The following is a 24235-nucleotide window of genomic DNA, read 5'->3' on the forward strand; positions in this document are numbered from 1 at the left end:
GTCGTGGCTGGTCGCGCAGTTCCCCGCGCCCCTGAAAGACGGGGCTGCGCCCCTGCCTTTCGTCTTTAGGGGCGCGGGGAACTGCGCGACCAGCCCCCACCGGGCCCGCACGTTGTCCACCGGCCCAAGCGCCCGCCAGGGCAAGGCAGTTCACACAGCGCACACCCACTGGTGCGCATGGTGTAGCGCTGGTCCCCTTCCTGTTCTACCGTCCTCCCGTCACCCAAGGACGGGAGGACGACCCGTGCGCACCGACAGCCCACAGACGGCATCCCCTCAAGGCCCTCGCAAGGCAAGTCCGCAAACCATCGCCATCTGGACCGTCGTCGCGCTGGTGTGCGCGGCCGGTTGGTCCGTCCTCGCACTGTCCCGGGGCGAGGAGGTGTCGGCCGTCTGGATGGTGGCCGCCGCCCTCGGCTCGTACGCCATCGCCTATCGCTTCTACTCGAAGTTCATCGCCTACAAGGTCCTGAAGGTCGACAAGACCCGGGCCACGCCCGCCGAGCGGCTCGACAACGGCATCGACTTCCACCCCACCGACCGGCGGGTGCTGCTCGGCCACCACTTCGCGGCGATCGCGGGGGCGGGCCCCCTGGTCGGACCCGTACTGGCCGCGCAGATGGGATATCTGCCGGGCACCATCTGGATCATCGTCGGCGTAATCTTCGCGGGGGCGGTCCAGGACATGGTCGTCCTGTTCTTCTCCACCCGCCGGGACGGCAGGTCCCTCGGGCAGATGGCGCGCGAGGAGATCGGCCCGTTCGGCGGCGCGGCGGCCCTGCTCGCCGCCTTCGCCATCATGATCATCCTGCTCGGGGTGCTCGCGCTGGTCATCGTGAACGCGCTCGCCCAGTCGCCGTGGGGCACCTTCTCCATCGCGATGACGATCCCGATCGCCCTGCTGATGGGCTTCTACCTGCGGGTCCTGCGGCCCGGCCGGGTCAGCGAGGTCTCGCTGATCGGCGTCGGCCTGCTGCTGCTCGCGCTGGTCGCGGGCCGCTGGGTCGCCGAGTCGTCGTGGGCCGACACGTTCACGCTCGCGCCCTCGACACTGGTGATCTGGCTGGTGGCGTACGGCTTCGTCGCGTCGATCCTGCCCGTGTGGATGCTGCTCGCGCCCCGCGACTACCTCTCCACCTTCATGAAGATCGGCACCATCGCGCTGCTGGCGATCGGTGTCGTCGTCGCGATGCCGACGCTGAAGATGGACCCGGTCACCGATTTCGCCACACGCGGGGACGGGCCGGTCTTCGCCGGGTCGCTCTTCCCGTTCGTCTTCATCACCATCGCGTGCGGGGCCCTGTCCGGCTTCCACTCCCTGATCTCCTCCGGTACGACGCCGAAGATGATCCAGAAGGAGACGCAGGTCCGGATGATCGGGTACGGCTCCATGCTCATGGAGTCGTCCGTGGCCGTGATGGCGCTGATCGCGGCGTCCATCATCGACCCGGGCCTGTACTTCGCGATGAACGCGCCGGCCGGTGTCATCGGGGACACGGTCCAGAACGCCTCGCAGGTGGTGGGGAGCTGGGGGTACCAGATCTCCCCCGAGGACCTGGCGGCCGCGGCGAAGAACGTCGAGGAGGCGTCCCTGCTGTCGCGGACCGGTGGCGCGCCCACCCTCGCGATCGGCGTCTCGGAGATCTTCTCCGAGGTCACCGGGGGCGGTCTGCGCGCGTTCTGGTATCACTTCGCGATCATGTTCGAGGCGCTGTTCATCCTGACCGCGCTCGACGCGGGCACCCGGGTGGGCCGCTTCATGCTCCAGGACACGCTGGGAAACCTCTACAAACCCTTCAAGAATGTGAGCTGGAAGCCCGGACTGGTCATCACGAGCGGGATCGTCTGCGGTCTCTGGGGCTACTTCCTGTGGGTCGGCGTCCATGAACCGCTCGGCGGAATCAACCAGCTGTTCCCGATCTTCGGCATCTCCAACCAGCTCCTCGCGGCGGTCGCCCTGGCCGTCTGCACGACCCTGCTGGTGAAGTCCGGACGCCTCAAGTGGGCCTGGATCACCGGGATTCCGCTCGTCTGGGACGCCACGGTCACCCTGACCGCGAGCTGGCAGAAGGTCTTCTCCAGCGACCCGCGCGTCGGCTTCTTCAAGCAGCGCTCGGTCTACCAGGGCGGCATCGACCGGGGTGAGGTCATCGCGCCCGCCAAGAGCATGGACGACATGCACACGATCGTCACGAACTCCACAGTCGACGGTGTCCTCACGGCGGCTCTCGCCCTGCTCATCGTGATCGTGATCGCGGACGCCACAAGGGTGTGCATCCGGCACATACGCCGTCCCGCGCTCTCCACGCTGAGCGAGTCGCCGTACGTCGAGTCGAAGATCGTCGCCCCGGCCGGGCTGTTCCCGACCAAGGAGGAGAAGGAGGAGGAACGCGATGCAGTCGGCGCTGCACCGGGCGGCTAGCCGGGCGGTCAGGGGCGTGCGCTGGTACGTACGGGAGCTCACCGACGAATCGGCGTACGACCGCTATGTCGCGCATGTGCGCAAGGGGCACCCGGACGCGGCCGTGCCGTCGCGGCGGGAGTTCGAGCGGATGCGCACGGACCGTCAGGAGGAGGATCCCCGGCAGGGCTTCCGCTGCTGCTGAGCCCGGTCGGCAGCAGTGAGCGGAGCGCCGTATCCGTTATGCGGACAGGGGTTCCATAAAGCGGAACCGTCCCTTAGATTTCCTGCGCGTTGCACAGGTGATCACTGAGGGGACGGAGCCGCCGTATGTCTGAAGCGCCGGATGCGCCAAGAGCGCCCGAAGGGAAACCGCCGGCGGTGACCCCGCCGGCCGTGACACCGCCTGTCGTCACACCGGTCCGCGTGGTGATCGCCGTCTGCCTGATCGCGCCGTTCGTGGCGATGCTCTGGGTCGGCTCGTACGCGAAGGTCGACCCGGCCTTCATCGGCATCCCGTTCTTCTACTGGTACCAGATGCTGTGGGTGTTCATCTCGACCGCGCTCACGATGATCGCGTACCAGCTGTGGAACCGTGACCAGCGCGCCCGCAAGTCCCAGAAGGAGGGCGCGTCCGCATGAACGACGGCGTGAACGGCGTGGCACTCGCCGTCTTCATCTTCTTCTTCGTGGCCGTCACGGTCATGGGCTTCCTGGCCGCGCGCTGGCGCCGGGCCGAGACCGAGAGCCTCGACGAATGGGGCCTGGGCGGACGGTCGTTCGGCACCTGGGTCACCTGGTTCCTGCTCGGCGGCGACCTCTACACGGCGTATACGTTCGTGGCGGTCCCGGCGGCGATCTACGCGGCGGGCGCGGCCGGCTTCTTCGCCGTGCCGTACACGATCCTCGTCTACCCGCTGATCTTCACGTTCCTGCCCCGCCTGTGGTCGGTCTCGCACAAGCACGGGTACGTGACGACGTCGGACTTCGTGCGCGGACGCTTCGGCTCGAAGGGCCTGTCGCTGGCCGTCGCAGTGACGGGCATCCTCGCGACGATGCCGTACATCGCGCTCCAACTGGTCGGTATCCAGGCCGTCCTGGACGTGATGGGCGTCGGCGGCGGCGAGGACACCAACTGGTTCGTCAAGGACCTGCCCCTGCTCATCGCCTTCGGCGTGCTGGCCGCGTACACGTACTCGTCCGGTCTGCGCGCGCCCGCCCTGATCGCGTTCGTGAAGGACACGCTGATCTACATCGTCATCGCGGTGGCGATCATCTACATCCCGATCAAGCTGGGCGGCTTCGACGAGATCTTCGCCAAGGCGGGCGAGGCGTACAGCCAGACCAACCCGGCGACGGGCGCGCCACGCGGTGCGCTGGCACCGGGCGAGGCGGGCCAATGGACCTACGCCACGCTGGCGTTGGGCTCCGCCCTGGCCCTGTTCATGTACCCGCACTCGATCACGGCCACGCTGTCGTCCCGCAGCCGTGAGGTGATCCGGCGCAACACCACGATCCTGCCGCTGTACTCGCTGATGCTGGGCCTGCTCGCGCTGCTCGGGTTCATGGCGATCGCGGCCGGAGTCAAGGTCAGCAACGGGCAGTTGGCGATCCCGCAGCTCTTCGAGGACATGTTCCCTGCATGGTTCGCGGGGGTCGCCTTCGCGGCGATCGGCATCGGTGCGCTCGTGCCGGCCGCGATCATGTCCATCGCGGCGGCGAACCTCTTCACCCGCAACATCTACAAGGACTTCATCCGGCCCGACGCGACGCCGGCCCAGGAGACCAAGGTCTCCAAGCTGGTCTCGCTGCTCGTGAAGGTGGGTGCGCTGGTCTTCGTCCTGACCATGGACAAGACGGTGGCCATCAACTTCCAGCTGCTGGGCGGGATCTGGATCCTGCAGACCTTCCCGGCGCTGGTCGGCGGGTTGTTCACCCGGTGGTTCCACCGGTGGGCGCTGCTCGCCGGGTGGGCGGTCGGGATGCTGTACGGGACGGTCGCGGCGTACGGAGTCGCCTCGCCGACCCAGAAGCACTTCGGTGGTTCCTCGGAGGAGATTCCCGGGATCGGGGAGATCGGGTACATCGGTCTGACGGCGTTCGTCCTGAACGTGGTCGTGACGGTCGTCCTGACCTTCGTCCTGAAGGCCGCCAAGGCGCCCGAGGGCATCGACGAGACGTCCCCCGAGGACTACACGGCGGACGCGGGCGACAAGGGTGTCCAGGTCGAGCTGCCGCCGGCCACCGCGGGGGCCAACCACTAACCCCCGCTGCGCAGTTCCCCGCGCCCCTAGGTACCTAGGGGCGCGGGGAACTGCGCGACAAGCCCCCACCGGGCCCGCACCCGACAACGCCCCCTGGCCACACCGCAGTCCACGGTTACGCTGGTCCGCGTGACCGCGAGCTCGCCGATCGTCCTCGACAGTGACCCCGGCATAGACGACGCCGTGGCCCTCCAGTACCTGCTCGGCACAGGCAGGTGGGACCTCAGGGCCTACACCTCCGTGGGCGGCAACCTCCCCGCCGAGCAGACCTACCGCAACGCCCGCGCCCTGGCGAGAGCCCTCCGTATCGACACGGACGTCCCGGTCCACCGCGGAGCGGCCCGTCCGCTCACCCGCCTCCCGTACATGGCCGCAGGTCACTTCCACGGCCCCGGGGGCCTCGGCCAGGAGACGCTCCCCGACTCGACCGCCGGGCACCTGACGGAGTCCTCCGCACAGGCGCTGCTGCGGCTCTCCCGGGAGCACGAGGGCGAGCTGACCGTGTGCGCCACCGGCCCGCTCACCAACGTGGCCATCGCGCTCCTGGAGGACCCGGCCTTCGCCCGCCGCGTGAAGAAGTTCGTGTTCATGGGCGGCAACGCGCAGGTGCCCGGAAACATCACCCCGGTCGCCGAGTTCAACATGTGGGCGGACCCGGACGCCGCCGAGGTGGTGCTCTCCTCCGGCATCCCGTTCACCATGGTCGACCTGGACGCCTCGCACCGCTGGCTCTTCGGCCCCGCCGACCTCGCCGCGCTGGAGGCGGCGGGGACGGGCGCGGCGCTCGCCGCCCGGCTGCTGCGGGTCTACACCGACTCCTACCGCCGCCACGGCGGAGGCGACTCCTGCCCGCTGCACGACCCGCTCGCCGTGGGCGTGTGCGCGGACGAGTCGTTCGTGACGCTCGCGGAGGGAGCCGTCGTCGTCGAGTGCTCCAGCGAACTCACCCGCGGCCAGACCGTGTTCGTCCCCTCGGCCGCCCAGCGGAACTACTACACCGAGTCGCCCGCCCTGACGGCCCGCACCCGCCTCACGGGCCGCGTGGCCCTCGGCCCGGGCCCCCGCGACTTCACGAAGGACTTCGTCACGACCCTCCCGCAGTGGCCGGCCGTGGGCTGAGCCCGCCCCTGGGAAAAACTCGGCGACCTCTGTCGTACCCCTCGGGCACACTGCCAAGCATGACCATCGTGATCAGGCGGGCGAGGCCCGAGGAGTACGAGGCTGTGGGCGAGATCACCGCGCAGGCCTATCTCGGCGACGGGCTGCTCGACTTCGGGGAGAGCGACGAGTATCTGGGCGAGCTGCGGGACGTGGCGAAGCGGGCCGCCGCGGCCGACGTACTGGTGGCCGTGGTGGGGGCGGGCGCGGGCGAGCGGGTCGTCGGCGGCGTGACCTTCGTCCCGTCCGGCGGGCCGATGGCAGACATCGCGCGCGAGGGCGAGGCAGAGATACGGATGCTGGCGGTCGCGAAGGAGGCCCGCGGGCACGGGGCGGGCGAGGCCCTCGTGCGTGCCTGCGTCGACCGCGCCCGGGCCACGGACGGCTGCATACGCGTCGTGCTGTCCACCCAGCGCACCATGCACAGCGCCCATCGCATCTACGGACGCCTCGGCTTCACCCGCGCCCCCGACCGCGACTGGAACCCGGTCCCGGACCTCGACGACATCATGCTGCTCACCTACGAATTGACACTCTGACACCCTCCGAAGCCGACACGACACAAGATGTGGGGGTGCTTCCCGAGCCCGGCACAAGATGTATGCTCATGCTCGCTGTCGCCGCAGGGGAATCCGGTGCGAATCCGGAACTGTCCCGCAACGGTGTACTTGTGCATGTCTGTCCCCAGAGGAGAGCCGTGCGCCTGGTCAGTCCGAGGACCTGCCGACAGCGTGCCCAGGCCACCCGGCCCGGGTGCCATGACGTCCGGGCCTCGCGGAGTGGGCCGGTGGACGCGGCGTACCGCTGCGCAGAGCGTGTACCCCCGTGTGCCCCGAACCCCTCTCCCCGCAGGCCCCGTGCCGAGCGAGGGAGAGCCCCACGTGACCATCGCGCCAGCCGATCCGGTCTCAGCGAAAGCGCCCCAGTACCAGCAGGACAGGGCCGAGGCCGACGGACCGGGAACCGTGTTGCTGCGGACCCTGACCGACCTCACCGCCGACCTTCCCGACGCCGATCCCGGCAGGGTCGCCGCCGCCGCGCTGCGCGGCCGGTCCTCCGTCGGGGCCGACGGGATCACCGCGGAGCTGCGCGAGCTGGCCACGGAGTCGGCCGCGGGCCTCATCTCCGAGGACCCCGTGTACTCGAAGCTGGCCGCCCGTCTGCTGACGATCGGCATCGCCGAGGAGGCCGCCTCGCAGGGGGTCAGGTCCTTCTCCGAGTCCGTCGCGGTCGGCCACCGCGAGGGCCTGATCGCCGACCGCACCGCCGAGTTCGTACGGACCCACGCGGCCCGTCTGGACGCGCTGATCGACCTCGAAGGTGACGACCGCTTCGGCTACTTCGGCCTGCGCACGCTGCACAGCCGGTATCTGCTGCGGCACCCGATCACGCGGTCCGTCATCGAGACTCCCCAGCACTTCATGCTGCGTGTCGCCGCCGGCCTCGCCGAGGACGACTCGACCAGGTCCGTCGACGAAGTGGCCGCGCTGTACCGGCTGATGAGCCGCCTCGACTACCTGCCGTCCTCCCCCACGCTCTTCAACTCCGGTACGCGGCACCCGCAGATGTCGTCCTGCTACCTCCTCGACTCCCCGCTGGACGAGCTGGACTCCATCTACGACCGCTACCACCAGGTCGCCCGGCTCTCGAAGCACGCGGGCGGCATCGGTATCGCGTACTCCCGTGTCCGCTCGCGCGGTTCCCTGATCCGCGGGACGAACGGGCACTCCAACGGCATCGTCCCGTTCCTGAAGACGCTCGACGCCTCGGTGGCCGCCGTGAACCAGGGCGGCCGGCGCAAGGGCGCGGCCGCGGTCTACCTGGAGACCTGGCACTCCGACATCGAGGAGTTCCTGGAGCTGCGCGACAACACCGGTGAGGACGCCCGGCGTACGCACAACCTGAATCTCGCGCACTGGATCCCGGACGAGTTCATGCGCCGGGTCAACGAGGACCGCGTGTGGTCGCTGTTCTCGCCCTCCGACGTGCCCGAGCTGGTCGACCTGTGGGGCGAGGAGTTCGACGCCGCCTACCGCAAGGCGGAGGACCGGGGCCTCGCCAAGAAGACGATCCCGGCCCGCGATCTGTACGGCCGCATGATGCGCACCCTCGCGCAGACCGGCAACGGCTGGATGACCTTCAAGGACGCCGCCAACCGCACGGCCAACCAGACCGCGCTGCCCGGCCACACGGTCCACTCCTCCAACCTCTGCACGGAGATCCTGGAGGTCACGGACGACGGGGAGACGGCGGTCTGCAACCTCGGTTCGGTGAACCTGGGTGCCTTTGTCGACACAACGACAGGTGACATCGACTGGGAGCGGCTGGACGCGACCGTCCGTACCGCCGTCACCTTCCTCGACCGGGTCGTCGACATCAACTTCTACCCGACCGAGCAGGCGGGCCGTTCCAACGCCAAGTGGCGGCCGGTGGGCCTGGGCGCGATGGGTCTGCAGGACGTCTTCTTCAAGCTGCGGCTGCCCTTCGACTCCGCCGAGGCCAAGGCGCTCTCCACCCGGATCGCCGAGCGCGTCATGCTCGCCGCGTACGAGGCGTCCGCCGACCTCGCCGAGCGCAACGGCCCGCTGCCCGCCTGGGAGAAGACCCGTACGGCACAGGGCGTGCTGCACCCCGACCACTACGACGTGGAGCTGAACTGGCCGGAGCGCTGGGCCGCGCTGCGGGAGCGGATCACCTCGGTCGGCATGCGCAACTCGCTGCTGCTCGCGATCGCGCCCACCGCGACGATCGCGTCCATCGCGGGCGTCTACGAGTGCATCGAGCCGCAGGTCTCCAACCTGTTCAAGCGCGAGACGCTCTCCGGCGAGTTCCTCCAGGTCAACGCCTACCTGGTGGCGGAGCTGAAGAAGCTCGGCGTGTGGGACGCGCAGACCAGGGAGGCGCTGCGCGAGTCCAACGGCTCGGTGCAGGGCTTCGCCTGGGTGCCGCAGGACGTGCGCGATCTGTACCGCACGGCGTGGGAGATCCCGCAGCGCGACCTGATCGACATGGCGGCGGCCCGGACGCCGTTCCTGGACCAGTCCCAGTCGCTGAACCTGTTCCTGGAGACGCCGACCATCGGCAAGCTCTCCTCGATGTACGCGTACGCCTGGAAGTCGGGGCTGAAGACGACGTACTACCTGCGCTCGCGCCCGGCGACGCGCATCGCCCGTGCCGCGGGTTCCTCCACGGCCGCGGCCGCCCCCATCCCCGTACAGGCGACTCCCGCGACTCCCGACGAGGACGCCGTCGCCTGCTCCCTTGAGAACCCCGAGTCCTGCGAGGCCTGCCAGTAATGACCACCGCTCCCGACAAGACCGTCAAGGCTGTGCTCAATAAAAACCTGCTCGACCCGGGCTTCGAGCTGACCCTGCGTCCGATGCGCTACCCGGACTTCTACGAGCGCTACCGGGACGCGATCAAGAACACCTGGACCGTCGAGGAGGTCGACCTCCACTCGGACGTCACCGATCTGGCGAAGCTGTCACCGGGCGAGCAGCACATGATCGGCCGGCTGGTCGCGTTCTTCGCGACGGGCGACTCGATCGTGTCGAACAACCTGGTGCTGACGCTCTACAAGCACATCAACTCCCCCGAGGCGCGGCTGTACTTGAGCCGTCAGCTCTTCGAGGAGGCCGTGCACGTCCAGTTCTATCTGACGCTGCTCGACACGTATCTGCCGGACCCGGAGGACAGGGCCGCGGCCTTCGACGCGGTGGAGTCCATCCCGTCCATCCGCGAGAAGGCCGAGTTCTGCTTCAGGTGGATCAACGAGGTCGAGAAGCTGGACCGGCTGGAGACGAAGGCCGACCGCCGCCGCTTCCTGCTGAACCTCATCTGCTTCGCCGCGTGCATCGAGGGGCTGTTCTTCTACGGTGCCTTCGCGTACGTCTACTGGTTCCGCAGCCGGGGTCTGCTGCACGGTCTGGCGACGGGCACCAACTGGGTGTTCCGCGACGAGACGATGCACATGAGCTTCGCCTTCGAGGTCGTGGACACCGTCCGCAAGGAGGAGCCGGAGCTCTTCGACGACCAGCTGCAGGAGCAGGTCACCGACATGCTCCGGGAGGCCGTCGAGGCCGAGCTGCAGTTCGCGCGCGACCTGTGCGGTGACGGCCTTCCGGGCATGAACACCGACTCGATGAGGCAGTACCTGGAGTGCGTCGCCGACCAGCGCCTGGCGCGCCTCGGCTTCGCTCCGGTGTACGGCTCCGAGAACCCCTTCTCCTTCATGGAGCTGCAGGGTGTTCAGGAGCTGACCAACTTCTTCGAGCGCCGGCCCTCGGCGTACCAGGTGGCCGTGGAGGGTTCGGTCGGCTTCGACGAGGACTTCTGATCCTCGCGGTGTCCCTGCTCGGCCTCCCTGAGCTGACGGTCGATGCGCCGGTCGCGCACGATGCCGATCACCGAGGGGAGGACGAGCAGGACCAGGATTCCGAGGACGAAGAGCATTGAGATCAGGCCTTCCAGCTGTGTCGTTTCCATGGACACCACTGTCGCGCCGATTACTCCTTACCGTGAGTGGCAGCACTGCCGCACACCCTCGATTTCCTGCCAGATCTGATGCACACTGGCAGCATGCTCAACAACGTGGCCGTCGTCCTGCTCAACGGCGTGCATCCCTTTGAACTCGGCGTCGTCTGCGAGGTCTTCGGCCTCGACCGCAGCGACCAGGGCCTGCCCGTGTACGACTTCGCGGTCGCCTCCGCCGAGGGGCCGACCCTGAGCACGCACGCCGGCTTCTCCGTGCACACCGAGCACGGGCTCGAACGGCTGGAGAGCGCCGACCTGATCGCCGTACCGGCCGGGAACACCTATGCGACCAGGGAGTATCCGCCGGAGCTGCTCGACGCGCTGCGCCGGGGCGTCGAGCGGGGTGCCCGGGTGCTCAGCGTCTGCTCCGGAGTGTTCGTGCTCGCCGCCGCGGGGCTCCTCGACGGACGGCGGTGCGCCGCGCACTGGCGGCACGCGGACGAACTCGCCCAGCGGTATCCGCGCATCGACGTCGAGCCGGACGTCCTGTACGTCGACGAGGGCCCGGTGATCACCTCCGCCGGCACGGCCGCGGGCATCGACGCCTGTCTGCACATCGTGCGCGAGGAGCACGGGCCCGAGGTCGCCAACGCCATCGCGCGCCGCATGGTGGTGCCCCCGCACCGGGACGGCGGCCAGGCCCAGTACATCGAGCGGCCGCTGCCGCGCTCGCAGTGCGACACGGTCGGCGAGGTGCTCGTCTGGATGGAGCGCCACCTCGACCAGGAGGTGACCGTCGAGCAGCTCGCCGCTCGCGCGCACATGTCCCCGCGCACGTTCGCCCGCCGCTTCCAGCAGGAGACGGGCACGACTCCGTACCGCTGGCTGCTGCGTCAACGGGTGCTGCTGGCCCAGGAGTTGCTGGAGGGCACGGACGAGACGATGGACTTCATCGCGGACCGCACGGGGTTCGGGACCGCGGCCGCGCTGCGCCACCAGTTCGTCCGCTCGCTCGGGACGACCCCGAACGCGTACCGGCGCACGTTCAGGGGCACGGAGGCCGCCTGAACGCGCGCCGCAGCGTGATGCGGCGGTGGTTCAGTCGTTCGCGACGATCGGGTACCGCGGCTCGTTCTCGGCCATCTGCCGCAGCGCGTCCTTGCGCTCGCGCTTGGAGAGCCGGTCGATGTACAGGTACCCGTACAGGTGGTCCGTCTCGTGCTGGAGGCAGCGCGCGAAGTAGCCGGTGCCGCGCACCTTGATCGGGTTGCCCTTCTCGTCCTGCCCGGTGACCTCGGCGTAGTCGGGCCGGGCCAGCGGCGCGTACGCGGTCGGCACCGACAGGCAGCCCTCGTTGCTCTCGTCCAGCTGGCGCCGCTCGGCGGGCAGCTCGACGAGCACGGGGTTGCAGACCACGCCCACGTGCCGCTTGCCCTCGTCGTCCGGGCAGTCGTAGACGAAGACCTTCAGGTCGACGCCGACCTGGTTGGCGGCCAGGCCCACGCCCTCGGCGGTGTGCTGGCTGGCGAACATGTCGTCGACCAGCTTGGCGAGGTCGTCGCCGAACTCCGTGACGTCCTTGCACTCCTTGTGCAGTACGGGGTTCCCGACGACCGTGATGGGCCGCGAGGAGCCGCGCCCGCGATAGGCCGCCTCACGCTCCCCCGCGTCGTCCTCACTGTCGATGACGAAGCCCTCGTCGTCCACGGGGAGCACGCCCACGTGCTGCTGATCGGTGTCCTGCTGCGCCATGACCGACGTAAGCCTTCCTCGGAAAACAGGGTTGTGATGCTGATACAGGGTACGGGGGCACGCTCCCGACAGGGGGCGCCCCCGACAGGGCGCCCCTTCAGGGGCGCGGGGAACTGCGCGACAAGCCACGACGCACCCGCAGCAGACAGCCGTCCGAGCCGCCCCTAACAAACCTCTTCCAGATCCCGCCAGTCCCTGGAATCCGGACTGTCGGCAACCCACCCGTCCAGCAACCCCCGCACCAACGAGGCGGGGGCGGCAAGCCCACACTCCCGCTCGGGCACCCACAGCTGCCCGTCCGTCCGGTGCCCGAGCGGCCCCGGATGCCCCGGCTCACTGTGATCGTGCGGATCGAGATGCTCCCCGTCCCCCTCGTCGGACGGCATCCGGGACTCGGAACACATCCGGCAGAGCAGCCGGACGGACGACGACCAGTCCTCCGCGGCGAACCCGGCGTCGGCCGCCAGCCGCTCCAGGGCGTTCCGGTCGTCCTCGGTCTCGGCTTCCAGCAGCACGACCCAGGTCGGCACGGGAGAGGGCGCCCACAGCTCGATCTCGTCGAACACGGGATAGGAGTGCCCCGCGGCGGTCGTCCGCTCACCGTGCGGAACCCCGTCGTGCAGCACGACCTCGCCCCAGCGCCGCCCGGAGGACGGCAGCGGAATGGAGAGGACCTCGATCCGGGCGGGGTCGAGCCGCCGCCCCCACACGACCTCGGCCTCGCCCTCGGGCGACAGCCGTACGGCCGCGCTGCCGAGGTCCATGCCGACCGGTTCGCCCGAGGCGGTGGCGCCACCCGGCACCCGCAGTCCGTAGGCCTGCCAGGCCCGCCGCGCGAGCGGCCAGTCCTGCAGGGCGGTGGCCGCGATGCCGACGTTCCACCAATCAGGGGCCCCGGTCTCCCGGTCGAGCAGTGCCACGGCCCTCAGACCGGCCGCCCGCGCCTGCTCCCAGTCGTGCCGGAACTTGTGCAGGAGCGCGAGGTTGAACCAGGACTCGGACAGCCAGGGTTCCAGGTCCGCGGCGCGCGTGAGCAGCGCCCCCGCGTCCTCGTACCGGCCGTCGCCGATCAGCGTGAACGCACGGTCGGTGGCCTGCCGCCATGAGGCGGAGGGCCGGTGCCGTCCCTTGCCGAAGATCCTCACGATTCCCGCCTGCCAGTTCGTTGAAGAGCGTGCAGCCTCGGGCTGGACTGTGCCCCCTGATGTCCTCTTCCTCGCATCCAACCACGGACGGTCGGACGGGCGCTCATTACCCATGGGTTACCCAGCCAGGGGCAGCATAAGACTGCCCCTCGCCAGCACCCTGGCCAGCGACTCGACCACCTCGGGCTGATAGTCCCGGGCGGTGCCGAGCCTCAGCTCCTCCAACGCCTTGAGGGGCCCACCGGGACCTGCTTCCCTGGCTTTCTCCTCGTACGCGTTGACCGCCCGTACGATTCTGGCGCTGACCGGCTGTTCGCGGTACGGGTCCGCCTGGCGCTCCACCACCACGGCGACCTCCGCGTCCACCCCGGTCTGGCGCACCACGGCGCCGCCGAGCAGGGCGATGCGCCGCTGGTCGTCGGGGGCGAGGGAGGCGGTGGCCCCCGCGGGAACGGGGTCGACGAGGGACAGCTGACCGATGTCGTGCATCAGGGCCGCGTACTCCAGAACGGTCAGTTCGGGCTCGGAGAGTCCCAGCTCACGGCCGACGGCCCGGCTGAGCGCGGCCACGCGTCTGGCATGACCCGCCGGGGTGTAGCCGGCGATCTCGGTGGCCCGGGCGAGGGAGGCGATGGTCTGGCGGTAGGTGGTCCGCACGGCCGCGTACCGCCGGAAGGACAGCTGGGTGAGCAGCAGCGGCAGGGAGAACACGGGCAGCGCCCACAGGCCGGCGACGGCGACCGCGAGCGCCATCACGGCGCCGGTCGCGCAGACCGCCGACCCGATGCCGAGGGTGCCCCGCAGCTCGTCCCGCAGCAGCGGCCCGAACGGCCAGCGGGTCCGCGCGTGCGCCATGGCGGCGGCCAGTACGGCGTCCCACAGCGCGGACAGCACGAGCAGCGCGACGACGAGGGCCGCGTACGCGGGTCCGTCCGCGGCCCACTCCCTCAACCTGCCCTGGTTGTAGAGGGGTTGGAAGCACACGGCGGCGAAGGCGACGGTCAGCACGCGCCGTGTGAGGTGGTCGGCGGTGGGCCCGTGCCCCTTGGCCACATGGGGCACGCACCCCAGCAACGAGGCCGCCACGACGACGGCGACGGTCTGCAGCACCCCGTGGTGGGTGCTCTGCCCGCCGTTCTCCCCCAGCAGCGCGTACGCGAGCGCCCCGGCCGCCCCGAGCGGCGCCGACTCCCGCTGCTCCGCCCCACCCCACCGGGCCAGCTCCCCAACAGCGATCAGCACCCCGAAGGCAAGAGCCACCCCGCGTTCGTCGAGGCCGTGCCAGAGGGTGCCGACGAGGGCGACGACTGCGAGAAGGCCGGCGGCGACGCGGGCGAGGGTGAGCACGGACAGGGGGCGCGACGGATTCACGGGGACCTCCGGCGGGCCGTGCGGGCGGGTGCTCGGAGGGCGGAGCCCCCGGAGGGGAGGCGGGCGGGGAGGCGGGCGTGGGAGTCGGTGGCTTGTGAGGGTGAGGTGTTGCCGGGGGCCCTCATGGTCTGGTCCCGTCGAGGCTTTTACGTTGACCTGGTGGCGTGCTGGAAACGGGCGGAGCGGGTGGGTAAGCATCGCCGCGCAGCGGCGTCTCGTCAGCGGTGACAACGGGATGCCACCCCCCGCGGGCAAGCCCCCGCACCAGCGCCTCCACCATCCGCGGATCGAACTGCGCCCCCGCACACCGCTCCAACTCCTCCAGCGCGGCCGCAACAGGCCGCGCCCGACGGTACGACCGGGTCGACGTCATCGCGTCGAAGGCGTCCGCGACCGCCACCACCCGCGCGAACTCCGGAATCTGGCCCCCCTTGAGCCCGTACGGATACCCGCTCCCGTCCAGCCGCTCGTGGTGGTGCAGGATCGCCGACCTGGCCTCCCCCAGAAAGCCGATCCCGCGCACCATCTCGTGCCCGTACTCGGGATGCAGTTCGATCACCCGCCGCTCCTCGGGCGTCAGCGGCCCGTCCTTGCGCAACAGCCGCGTGGGGACCCCGAGTTTGCCCACGTCGTGGAGGATCCCGGCGAACCTGAGCACCTCGGCCCGCTCGTCGTCCATGCCCAGTTCGCGCGCGATCACCATCGACGCCTGCCCCACCCGCTCGCTGTGCCCGCGCGTGTACCCGTCCTTGATGTCGACGGCCTGCACGAGCGCCCGGATGGTCGCCTGGTGGGCGGCCCGTTCCCGGTGGTACTGGGCGAACACCCACCACGACACGTACATCGGCAACAGGACGAGGAGCGCGGCGACCGGCCCGTACGGACTGCGCCAGAGGACCGCCATCATCAGCCCGGCGAGCCCGTGCACGGCGACCGGCGCGAGCGAGCGGAGAAAGAGACCGCGCCAGGCGGACCGTACGGGCACCCGCTCGGCGAGCACCAGGATCCCGCCGTCGAGCACGGTCAGCACCAGGCAGAACGCCACGACGGCCGCACCGGCGGTGACCAGGACGTACGGGAAGTCGGACGAGAGGACCGCGTCCCGCCCGCCCAGCGCCCAGTGCACCCAGGAGGCGGCCCATGCCGCGAGCGCGAGCTGCCCGGCCCGCCACACCCGTCGCAGCCACCGCGGCCGCTGCTCGACCCGGGTCAGCAGCGCCCCCGGCAGTGCCACGAGCGCCGCGGCCGGAGGCGGCAGCAGAAAGGCCGCGGCGAGGATCACGGGCGTGTGCCACCTGGGGGAACCGCCCGGTTCCCCGGCCACCCCCGCGCCCTCGGGTGTGCGGCCCGCCGCGAACCGGCTTCCGGCGAGCCCTTCGCACCCCGCGCAGAGCGCCGCGAAGAGCAGCACCGCACCCCACGGCGCGTGCGTGGCCGGCAGCGGGAGGGCGACAGACGCAGCTGCGAGCGCGGTGCAGACGACGTAGACACGCGCCCACGGCGAAACCGGCCGCATGGCGCCCCCTTTCCCTGTGGCCCGGCCCCTGTCGGCCGACCGGGCGGGGCGGCTCCGGCACAAGCCCCGTACAGGCCTTGGGACATGGACGATAGGGCGGCCGGGCACGGCTCGGGGGAGGCATGGAACGATTCGCCGGGCCCAGGAGGCAGATTCGCCCGTTCGAGTGAGCCGGGCACGCGCGGGGCGCGGCGCCGTCAGGGCGTCCGTCGTCGGAGCGCCTTCAGAGCCTCGTCGAAGCCGTCAGTGCGCCACATCCGCCGCGAGCGCCCGGCTCAGCTGCTCCACCGTCGCCGGTGACTCGCGCTGGAAGGCCGGGATGTCGAGGCCGTCGTCCCCCATGACGGTCAGCAGCGCCCGGTCGCCGACCGCCATCACGATGACGTGTCCGGAGCCGCACCTCGCCACCACCTCGCGAAGCGCGCCGACGCCCGCCTGGTCCGCCATCCGCCGCCCCACGCCGAGTGTCGCGGCGGCCAGCGCCGCGACGGACTCGGGGTGGACGGAGTCCGAGTCGTGGACGACGAGGAGGCCGTCCGCCGTGGACAGAACGCTCTGGGATATCCCCATCACCCGATCGCGCAGCGAGGTCAGGATCTCCGTCAGGGGACTGGGCGGCGGCTGTTCACTCATGACGAGCTCCTTGCTAAAGGCATATGCAGTCCTGGTACGGTCCAACTGGCACGTTCCAAGGGGGGTCAGTCGGATTCCGGCAGTCCCGTCAGGCCCCGGCGGACTCGGCGCAGCATGTCGATGGAGGGTTGGTCGGCGGCCAGGTCCTCTGGCGAGAGCATGGGGAGAACGAACGGCTGCGCCTCCGGAGATTCACCGGCGGTGCCCCCGTCGGCCCCGGACGACGAGACCGCGCCCCGTACGGGCAGCGGCGGCCTCCCGACCGCGCCCGGTGGTACCGGTCGGGACGGCGGTGCCTGTGAGACCTGTTGTGGTGCCTGCGGTGCCTGTGGCGGAGTGCCGGATTCGGCGGAGCGTCCGGGCCGCGCCTGTGGGGCGTCCGCGTCCGGTCCTCGTGTCCGCCGTTTCGCGGCCCGCCTCGCTTCGGCCTCCGTGCTCCGTCGGCGCATCGCTGCCCGACGTCTGCGTGAGCTCACTACCCCCCCGTCCCCCCGTCCTGACCTGCGGCAAAAGCATTGCTTCCCCCCGCGGGCCGCTGGCCCGCCGGACCCTCACGTGCCGGGCCTTCTCCCACCCTCGACGCACCGCCGGGCCTGCGCCTCGGCAGTGGTTCGGCCTTCGACTGCGGCCCGAACCCGGCCCCGGCCCCGGATCCTGACCCGGCGCCGGACCTCGACGGCTGCGGCGTCGCGGAGTGCCGTTCGGGCAGTACGCGCGGCGCGGTGCTCGGCCTGCCGCCGGGTTCCCTGCCCGCGTCCCACCGGACGAGTTCCAGGGCTTCCAGCCGGGTCAGGTCGAGCATGACCGCGTACAGCCCGCGCCCGAGCGTGAAGGCGATGTCCCGGGCCGTACGGCGCCCGTTGACGGTGTTCAGCACGGACTGATGGCGGTGCGGCAGCCGACGGCCGGGACCGGGGCCCTGAACCGGTGTGGGCCGCACGCGCGCGAGTTCTCCCGGCGCCCCCCACGGGCCGGAGAGCTGCGCCATGCGCCGGGTGGTCTCCTCGGTCAGCCGCCGCGGTTCCACACCCGGCACGGCGAGGAGAGTGGGTTCCGGGTCGCTCAGCGTCCAAGTGCCCGGCGGGCCCAGCGCCATGGCGAAGGCCGCGTCGAACACGGCCGCGGTGCACACGACCTCCAGTTCGGCGGCGCCGATCAGGCCCGCGGCCACCAACTGCCCGCCCAGCCGGTCCACGTCACGCTCCGCCGCACACGCGGCCAGCCAGTCCTCGTCGTCGATGCGGCCCGGTGTGAGCAGGACCGAGGTGGCGGTCGGCGCGCCCGGTGTCTCGACCGCGCCGATCAGACCGTCCCTCAGATGAATCGTTCCGCCCGGGGCACCGGAGACCCGCACCGTGCCGGTGAAGCCCTCCTCGTACAGCCCCTGCAGAAGCGCGGGCAGATTGCGCGCCGGGGCTCCCGTCATGCGAGCACCTCGGCGACGCGGTCGCCCAGACTCCGCGTGGCGAGCGCCAGGTTGGCCCGCTCCCGGTCCATGCCCGCCGCCAGCAGCAGGGGGTCGCCGGCCGGCCGTGTCACCGCGAGCAGCACCTGATGGCGCCGCGCGCTGGTCGTGATCACGCTCTCCAACTCCCCCTCGGCGCCCGCCTGTCCGAGCCGTTCGACGATGAGCGCGGCGAGTTCGGCGCACTCCGCGCCGCCCGCGGCCTCCTCGGAGTCGCCGGCCACGCCGTAGGTGAGGCCCGTGACCGCGTCGACCAGGGCGACACCGGTGACTCCGGGGGAGTCGAGGAGCCGGGCCAGGGAGGCTTCAACGGCCGTTGTCATTTCCCCGTTTCCCCCTTCACGTCCGAACCTCGCACAGTACTTTGAACATCAACTAACGCAACAGGTAACAAATTTGATGTTTTGTGACGCACAAGCCACTGGTGTTCGATCGTAGTTGTACGAGCAACGACCGTCAGCGTCACTGAGGAATTGGGGCAGCATGAACATCGAGACCGCGCTCAAGGAAGCCATGACCGTGGACGGGGCGATCGGCGTCGCCCTCGTCGACTACGAAAGCGGAATGTCGCTCGGCACGCTCGGCGGGGGCCCGTCGCTCGACCTGGAACTCGCCGCCGCGGGCAACACCGAGGTGGTGCGCTCGAAGATGCGCACGCTGGCGTCGCTGGCCATGGACGACACGATCGAGGACATCCTGATCACGCTGGGCCAGCAGTACCACCTGATCCGCCCGCTCGGCAGCAGCAGCGGCTCGCTCTTCCTCTACCTCGCGCTCGACCGCTCCCGCAGCAACCTGGCACTGGCCAGGCACAGCCTGAAGCGCATCGAGAACGGCCTGGAGATCTGAAACGCTCCCGGACGTCGGACGCAGGACACCGCTGCCCGCGGCCGGACCGGTCAACCCGGTCCGGCCGCGGGCAGCGTGGTGACCGGGGCCGGTGTCAGGACCGTCGGCGCGCAGACACCGACAGCGCACAGACACCGGCAGTGCGGACAAAGAGACAGCGCGGAGACAGAGAGCGGTAACCGGGGCGGTGTCAGCCCTCGGTGGCCGCGCCCCGGACGTCGGCGACGGCGACATCGTGCTCGGGCACGGTCTCGCCGGAGCGGATCAGCTCGATACGGCCCATGACCTTCGCCCGAAGGTCGGTCGGTACGTCGTCATGGCCGCAGCACCGCTTGACCAGCTTCTTCACGGCCTGCTCAAGGCCGTACTTCTCCAGGCACGGGGAGCACTCCTCGAAGTGCACCTCGAACTTGGTGCAGTCGGCATCCGGCATCTCCCGGTCGAGGAACTCGTAGAGATGATCGAGTACTTCACTGCAGTCCGTCTCGTGCGGCTCTCCGCAGCTCATGAGCCCGAGCCTTTCGTTCCGTCCGATTCCCCGGCGCCCGCCGGGACCAGGCCGCGGTCCTTCGCGTAGTCCTCGAGCATGCCGCGCAGCTGGCGGCGGCCCCGGTGCAGCCGGGACATCACCGTACCGATGGGTGTCCCCATGATGTCCGCGATCTCCTTGTACGCAAAGCCCTCTACGTCAGCGAGATAGACGGCGATGCGGAATTCCTCGGGGATCGCCTGCAGCGCGGACTTGACGTCCGAGTCGGGCAGGTGATCGAGCGCCTGCGACTCGGCGGAACGCAGACCGGTCGACATGTGCGACTCGGCGCGCGCCAGCTGCCAGTCCTCGATCTCCTCGGCGGCCGACCGCTGGGGCTCGCGCTGCTTCTTGCGATACGAGTTGATGAAGGTGTTGGTGAGGATCCTGTACAGCCACGCCTTGAGGTTGGTGCCCTCACGGAACTGGTGGAAGGACGCGTACGCCTTCGCGTACGTCTCCTGCACCAGGTCCTCGGCGTCGGCCGGGTTCCGCGTCATGCGCAGCGCGGCCGAGTACATCTGGTCGAGGAACTCCAGCGCGTCCCGCTCGAAGCGCGCACTGCGCTCGGCGGTCGACTCGCCGCTGCCCGGGCCCTCGGGCTGCTCCGCCTGGCCGTGTTCGGTCCCTGCGTCGGTCCCTGTGACCGGACCCACCTCCTCCAGAGTCTGGGCAGAACCGAAACCGGTCCCACCAGAATCGGAGGATAGACGACGATCCGGCCCGGCCGCCGCCCGAATAGGGGTGGTCTTTGCCGCATGCAGAACAGACCACTCCAGGTCAGCGCTGCCAGTACGGCTCGGGCAGGTGGTCGAACCCATGCGGCGGACTTCCTCTCATGCGACTTCTCACAGCACGTGTCGTGCTGTCTGATCCGCACAACAGCGTCCCGGGGCTCAGCATTCCCGGGGGTCACCCGAGTGAGGAGGTCCACTTCAGTACGCCATCGGTGACGATCTTCAGGGCCTGGTCCTGGTCGAGAGGGGCACGCTTCGGCACCGCGAAGCCATGATCGCCGTACGGCACCTCGACCATCTCGTACGCGCCCTCCGGGAACTCCTCCGGTCTGCCGAACGGGTCGTTGCCGCCCTGGACGACGAGCGTGGGTACCCCGGCTCCGAGCAGTTCGCCGGCCCGGGACTTCTCCGGCCTGCCCGGCGGATGAAGGGGGAAGCTGAGCGCGAGGACGGCATGGGCGCCGAGTTCGGTGGCGGTGCGGCAGGCGACGCGGGCTCCGGCGCTGCGTCCGCCCGCGATCACCGGCAGCCCGGGTTTCACCAGTGCCGGCCAGATGCCGCGCCATCCCAAGTCCAGCGTTTTCGGCGCGGGCGCGACCTTCTTGCCCGCGACCCGCCAGGGCTGCTCCACCAGGGCCACGCTCACGCCGTGCGCGGGCAGCTCCGCGGCGAGCGCCCGGAGGTCCCGCGCCTCGATCCCGCCGCCGGCGCCATGGCTGACGGCCAGCACCAGCCGCGCCTTCCCCGCCCGGTGCCAGGTGACACGGGCCGTACCCGCGTCGGTCTCGATGGTTTCCGTCACATGATCCGTCACATCAGAAGAGTGTGCCCTCCTCGGGCCCCTCCAGCTCCTTCAGCAGCTCCGGCCCGTTGTTGCGCACGTTGCTCACCGCGGTGGAGACGGGGTACGCCCGCATCAGCCCCTCCGGCGGCGGCACGAGCAGCGAGCGCAGGTCCTCGACATCCGTACGGGACGGGTCGAGCCAGGAGTCCCAGCGGTCCGGGGTGAGCATGAGCGGCATACGCGGGTGGATGTCGGCCAGCGCGCGCGGCCCCTCCTCCGGTCCGACGGCGAGCGGAGAGGTCTCGGCCTCCGTGGTGATGACGGAGCACGTCACCCACCAGGCCCGCGGATGGTCGTCGGGCAGCGTCTTGTCCCGCCAGAACTCGTACAGCCCGGCCATCGCGAAGACGGACCCGTCGGCGGGGACCACGAAGTACGGCTGCTTGCGCGGCCTCTTCTTCTTGCCCTCGACCTCCAGCTCGCGCTCGCCGGAACCGGTCACCCACTCGTAATAGCCGTCGGCCGGGATGATGCAGCGCCGGGTGGCGAAGGCCCGCCGGTACGAGGGCTTCTCGTGGACGGTCTCGGCCCGGGCGTTGATCATCCGGGCGCCGCCCTCGGGGGTCTTCGACCAGGACGGGACCAGGCCCCACTTGAGCGTGCGCAGCTGCCGAACCGGCTTCGGGTCTTCCGCGTCCTTAAGAGGACGGTCCAGGACCGCGTAGACCTCTTTGGTGGGAGCCACGTTGTAGTCGGGGGCCAGAGCCTCCTCCGGCTCCCACTTCTCGATCTCAAAGATTCCTGCGAGATCCTCGGGTCCACGACTCGCTGCATACCGTCCGCACATACGTGCAACACTGCCAGATTCCGAGCCAGCCAGAGGAGCCCTCACCCACAATGGACAGCATCGCCGCCACCTCGCTGGCCACCCTCTGGGACGAGGTATTCGGGAGCCAGCCCGACCCGGACACCTGGGTGGTCATAGCCACGATGGTCGCGGCCCTGGCCGTGATCGTCCCGCACAACATCTGGCGGCTCTCGCGCAACGCCATCACCATCGCGCACGAGGGCGGCCACGGTCTGGTCGCGCTGCTCACGGGCCGCAGCCTCAGCGGTATCCGGCTGCACTCCGACACCAGCGGCCTCACCGTCAGCCGCGGCAAGCCGACCGGTCTCGGCATGATCCTCACGGCGGCCTCGGGCTACACCGCTCCCCCGCTGCTCGGCCTCGGCGGCGCCGCGCTGCTGGCCGCGGGCCACATCACGGCCCTGCTGTGGCTGGCCACGCTGCTCCTCGTGGCGATGCTGGTGATGATCCGCAACGCGTACGGCGCCCTCACGGTGCTCCTCACCGGCGGCACGTTCGTGGTCGTCTCCTGGCTGGCCGGCCCCCAGGTCCAGGCCGCGTTCGCCTACGCCGTCGTCTGGTTCCTCCTCCTCGGCGGCGTACGCCCGGCCTTCGAACTCCAGGTCAAGCGAAGCCGAGGCGGAGCCGGCGACTCGGACGCCGACCAACTCTCCCGCCTCACCCACGTCCCGGCAGGCCTGTGGCTGTTCCTGTTCCACACGGTGTCACTGTGCGCACTGATGGGCGGGGGCAGGTGGCTGCTGGGGTTGTGAGGCGCTGACTGCTGAGGCCGCGCGGCGGTGGCTTCCGTGGGCGGCGGGGCGCCCGATGGGGCGCAGCCCCATTCAGGGGCGCGGGGAACTGCGCGACAAGCCACACACGACCCGCAGCCGCCCAACCACACGAACCCCCGAGCTCGCAGGCGCACCCCACGGAGTGGTTCCGCCCCTTTCGATCAAGATCTCCGCAAGTGGCAAACCATTAAAGTGAGGGCATGCCCGTTAACGCCGCACACACCGCCCTCTGGCCCGCCCCGCACGCGAGCGGAGCCGTCGACGCGACGGTCCACGTGCCCGGGTCCAAGTCGGTCACCAACCGCGCCCTCGTCCTCGCCGCCCTCGCGGCGGAGCCCGGCTGGCTGCGCCGCCCCCTCCGCTCCCGCGACACCCTCCTGATGGCCGGCGCCCTGCGGGCGATGGGCGTGGGCATCGAGGAGGGCGTGGGCCCCGACGGCTCCGGCGAGGCGTGGCGGGTCATCCCCTCGGGCCTGCACGGCCCGGCCACGGTCGACGTCGGCAACGCCGGCACGGTGATGCGCTTCCTGCCCCCGGTCGCCGCCCTCGCGGACGGCCCCATCCGGTTCGACGGCGACCCGCGTTCGTACGAGCGCCCCCTGCACGGTGTGATCGACGCGCTGCGTGCCCTCGGCGCCCGTATCGACGACGACAGCCGCGGCGCGCTGCCGCTGACCGTGCACGGCTCCGGGGCGCTGGAGGGCGGCCCGGTGGAGATCGACGCGTCCTCGTCGTCCCAGTTCGTGTCGGCGCTCCTGCTGTCCGGCCCGCGCTTCAACCAGGGCGTGGAGGTCCGGCACACCGGCTCCAGGCTCCCCTCCATGCCGCACATCCGGATGACCGTCGACATGCTGCGCTCGATCGGCGCCCAGGTGGACACCCCGGAGTCGGGCGGCGAGCCGAACGTCTGGCGGGTCACGCCGGGCGCACTCCTCGGCCGCGACCTCACCGTCGAGCCGGATCTGTCGAACGCCCAGCCGTTCCTGGCGTCCGCCCTGGTCACCGGCGGCAGGGTCGTCATCCCGGACTGGCCTCTGCGCACCACCCAGCCCGGTGACAGGCTGCGTGAGATCTTCACCGAGATGGGCGGTTCCTGCGAACTGACCGACCGGGGCCTGGAGTTCACCGGCTCCGGCTCGATCCACGGCATCGACGTGGACCTGGGCGAGGTCGGCGAGCTGACCCCGGGCATCGCGGCGGTGGCGGCCCTCGCCGACTCCCCCTCCACCCTCCGCGGCGTGGCCCATCTGCGCCTGCACGAGACGGACCGGCTGGCCGCGCTCACCAAGGAGATCAACGAACTGGGCGGCGACGTCACGGAGACCGCCGACGGCCTCCACATCCGCCCGCGCCGGCTGCACGGCGGGGTCTTCCACACGTACGACGACCACCGCATGGCCACCGCGGGCGCGATCATCGGCCTCGCGGTCGACGACGTACAGATCGAGAACGTGGCGACGACGGCGAAGACCCTGCCGGACTTCCCCGATCTGTGGACCGGAATGCTCGGGAACTGA

Annotated in this window: 24 protein-coding genes and 1 riboswitch; of the genes, 12 read left to right on the forward strand and 12 right to left on the reverse strand. The window is 70.4% G+C overall.

Annotation, left to right across the window (positions count from 1 at the left end):
- The first annotated feature begins 244 nt into the window (after positions 1-244).
- The 8 genes from ACFWXQ_RS37760 (at position 245) to ACFWXQ_RS37795 (ending at position 10159) form a co-directional block, all read left to right on the forward strand.
- A complete protein-coding gene (locus ACFWXQ_RS37760; protein ID WP_383956721.1) occupies positions 245-2422 on the forward strand; it encodes a carbon starvation CstA family protein in 2178 nt (725 codons plus the stop codon).
- Positions 2394-2606: a YbdD/YjiX family protein gene (locus tag ACFWXQ_RS37765; protein ID WP_383956724.1), complete on the forward strand. Its 213-nt coding sequence runs from the start codon at positions 2394-2396 to the stop codon at positions 2604-2606. Before ACFWXQ_RS37760 ends, ACFWXQ_RS37765 begins: the two co-directional genes overlap by 29 nt.
- A gap of 176 nt (positions 2607-2782) precedes the next feature.
- A complete protein-coding gene (locus tag ACFWXQ_RS37770; RefSeq protein WP_383956727.1) occupies positions 2783-3043 on the forward strand; it encodes a DUF3311 domain-containing protein in 261 nt (86 codons plus the stop codon).
- Positions 3040-4665, forward strand: coding sequence for a monocarboxylate uptake permease MctP (mctP, locus tag ACFWXQ_RS37775; RefSeq protein WP_383956730.1), 1626 nt, complete (start codon positions 3040-3042; stop codon positions 4663-4665). Before ACFWXQ_RS37770 ends, mctP begins: the two co-directional genes overlap by 4 nt.
- 129 nt (positions 4666-4794) lie before the next feature.
- Positions 4795-5784 carry a nucleoside hydrolase gene (locus ACFWXQ_RS37780; RefSeq protein WP_383953068.1) on the forward strand — a complete coding sequence of 330 codons (990 nt, stop codon included), beginning with the start codon at positions 4795-4797 and terminating at the stop codon, positions 5782-5784.
- Between the two features lie 59 nt (positions 5785-5843).
- The gene (locus ACFWXQ_RS37785) at positions 5844-6362 is read left to right on the forward strand and encodes a GNAT family N-acetyltransferase (RefSeq protein ID WP_383953066.1); all 519 of its coding nucleotides are present in this window, start codon (positions 5844-5846) and stop codon (positions 6360-6362) included.
- 32 nt (positions 6363-6394) lie between these two features.
- Positions 6395-6566, forward strand: a riboswitch (cobalamin riboswitch).
- A gap of 138 nt (positions 6567-6704) precedes the next feature.
- Positions 6705-9119, forward strand: coding sequence for a ribonucleoside-diphosphate reductase subunit alpha (locus ACFWXQ_RS37790; protein ID WP_383953064.1), 2415 nt, complete (start codon positions 6705-6707; stop codon positions 9117-9119).
- On the forward strand, positions 9119-10159 hold the full coding sequence (locus ACFWXQ_RS37795) for a ribonucleotide-diphosphate reductase subunit beta (RefSeq protein ID WP_383953062.1): 1041 nt from the start codon (positions 9119-9121) through the stop codon (positions 10157-10159). Before ACFWXQ_RS37790 ends, ACFWXQ_RS37795 begins: the two co-directional genes overlap by 1 nt.
- On the opposite strand, the gene ACFWXQ_RS37800 is transcribed toward ACFWXQ_RS37795, so the two are convergent.
- Complete coding sequence (locus ACFWXQ_RS37800) at positions 10072-10308, reverse strand: hypothetical protein (RefSeq protein WP_383953060.1); 237 nt, start codon at positions 10306-10308, stop codon at positions 10072-10074. The two genes, ACFWXQ_RS37795 and ACFWXQ_RS37800, sit on opposite strands and share 88 nt — an antisense overlap.
- A gap of 93 nt (positions 10309-10401) precedes the next feature.
- On the opposite strand from ACFWXQ_RS37800, the gene ACFWXQ_RS37805 reads away from it, so the two are divergent.
- A complete protein-coding gene (locus ACFWXQ_RS37805; protein ID WP_383953058.1) occupies positions 10402-11364 on the forward strand; it encodes a helix-turn-helix domain-containing protein in 963 nt (320 codons plus the stop codon).
- Between the two features lie 30 nt (positions 11365-11394).
- On the opposite strand, the gene def is transcribed toward ACFWXQ_RS37805, so the two are convergent.
- From def to ACFWXQ_RS37840, 7 genes are all read right to left on the reverse strand, one after another.
- Positions 11395-12048, reverse strand: coding sequence for a peptide deformylase (def, locus tag ACFWXQ_RS37810; protein ID WP_383953056.1), 654 nt, complete (start codon positions 12046-12048; stop codon positions 11395-11397).
- Positions 12049-12212: 164 nt separating this feature from the next.
- Complete coding sequence (locus ACFWXQ_RS37815) at positions 12213-13193, reverse strand: hypothetical protein (protein ID WP_055617768.1); 981 nt, start codon at positions 13191-13193, stop codon at positions 12213-12215.
- Between the two features lie 117 nt (positions 13194-13310).
- Positions 13311-14564, reverse strand: a complete 1254-nt coding sequence (locus ACFWXQ_RS37820; RefSeq protein WP_383953054.1) for an HD-GYP domain-containing protein — start codon at positions 14562-14564, stop codon at positions 13311-13313.
- 121 nt (positions 14565-14685) lie between these two features.
- On the reverse strand, positions 14686-16080 hold the full coding sequence (locus ACFWXQ_RS37825) for an HD-GYP domain-containing protein (protein WP_383953052.1): 1395 nt from the start codon (positions 16078-16080) through the stop codon (positions 14686-14688).
- Between the two features lie 243 nt (positions 16081-16323).
- Entirely contained in the window at positions 16324-16713 is a 390-nt protein-coding gene (locus ACFWXQ_RS37830) for a roadblock/LC7 domain-containing protein (protein ID WP_055617004.1), read from the reverse strand.
- A gap of 475 nt (positions 16714-17188) precedes the next feature.
- The gene (locus ACFWXQ_RS37835) at positions 17189-18139 is read right to left on the reverse strand and encodes a DUF4388 domain-containing protein (RefSeq protein ID WP_383953050.1); all 951 of its coding nucleotides are present in this window, start codon (positions 18137-18139) and stop codon (positions 17189-17191) included.
- On the reverse strand, positions 18136-18501 hold the full coding sequence (locus ACFWXQ_RS37840) for a hypothetical protein (protein WP_383953048.1): 366 nt from the start codon (positions 18499-18501) through the stop codon (positions 18136-18138). The genes ACFWXQ_RS37835 and ACFWXQ_RS37840 overlap by 4 nt, the downstream gene beginning before the upstream one ends.
- A 160-nt stretch (positions 18502-18661) precedes the next feature.
- Between ACFWXQ_RS37840 and ACFWXQ_RS37845 the strand changes: the two genes are divergently transcribed.
- Positions 18662-19027 (forward strand): hypothetical protein, encoded by a 366-nt coding sequence (locus tag ACFWXQ_RS37845; RefSeq protein ID WP_383953046.1) that lies wholly within the window; start codon positions 18662-18664, stop codon positions 19025-19027.
- A 190-nt stretch (positions 19028-19217) separates the two neighbouring features.
- On the opposite strand, the gene rsrA is transcribed toward ACFWXQ_RS37845, so the two are convergent.
- The 4 genes from rsrA to ACFWXQ_RS37865 all read right to left on the reverse strand — a co-directional run bounded on the left by rsrA (position 19218) and on the right by ACFWXQ_RS37865 (position 21924).
- Positions 19218-19535: a mycothiol system anti-sigma-R factor gene (gene rsrA, locus ACFWXQ_RS37850; protein WP_383954146.1), complete on the reverse strand. Its 318-nt coding sequence runs from the start codon at positions 19533-19535 to the stop codon at positions 19218-19220.
- Positions 19532-20212 carry an RNA polymerase sigma factor SigR gene (gene sigR / locus ACFWXQ_RS37855; RefSeq protein WP_189837533.1) on the reverse strand — a complete coding sequence of 227 codons (681 nt, stop codon included), beginning with the start codon at positions 20210-20212 and terminating at the stop codon, positions 19532-19534. The genes rsrA and sigR overlap by 4 nt, the downstream gene beginning before the upstream one ends.
- A gap of 256 nt (positions 20213-20468) precedes the next feature.
- Entirely contained in the window at positions 20469-21107 is a 639-nt protein-coding gene (locus tag ACFWXQ_RS37860; protein ID WP_383954144.1) for an alpha/beta family hydrolase, read from the reverse strand.
- A gap of 1 nt (position 21108) precedes the next feature.
- Positions 21109-21924, reverse strand: coding sequence for an SOS response-associated peptidase (locus ACFWXQ_RS37865; RefSeq protein WP_383954142.1), 816 nt, complete (start codon positions 21922-21924; stop codon positions 21109-21111).
- 50 nt (positions 21925-21974) lie between these two features.
- Here ACFWXQ_RS37865 and ACFWXQ_RS37870 point away from each other — a divergent pair, with 50 nt between their 5' ends.
- Together ACFWXQ_RS37870 and aroA are read left to right on the forward strand one after the other, a co-directional pair.
- Positions 21975-22697 (forward strand): M50 family metallopeptidase, encoded by a 723-nt coding sequence (locus tag ACFWXQ_RS37870; RefSeq protein ID WP_383954140.1) that lies wholly within the window; start codon positions 21975-21977, stop codon positions 22695-22697.
- Between the two features lie 221 nt (positions 22698-22918).
- On the forward strand, positions 22919-24235 hold the full coding sequence (gene aroA, locus ACFWXQ_RS37875) for a 3-phosphoshikimate 1-carboxyvinyltransferase (protein ID WP_383954138.1): 1317 nt from the start codon (positions 22919-22921) through the stop codon (positions 24233-24235).

Origin of the sequence: Streptomyces sp. NPDC058697, from assembly GCF_042715345.1 — a bacterium.
In the GTDB taxonomy this organism is placed as follows: domain Bacteria; phylum Actinomycetota; class Actinomycetes; order Streptomycetales; family Streptomycetaceae; genus Streptomyces; species Streptomyces liliifuscus.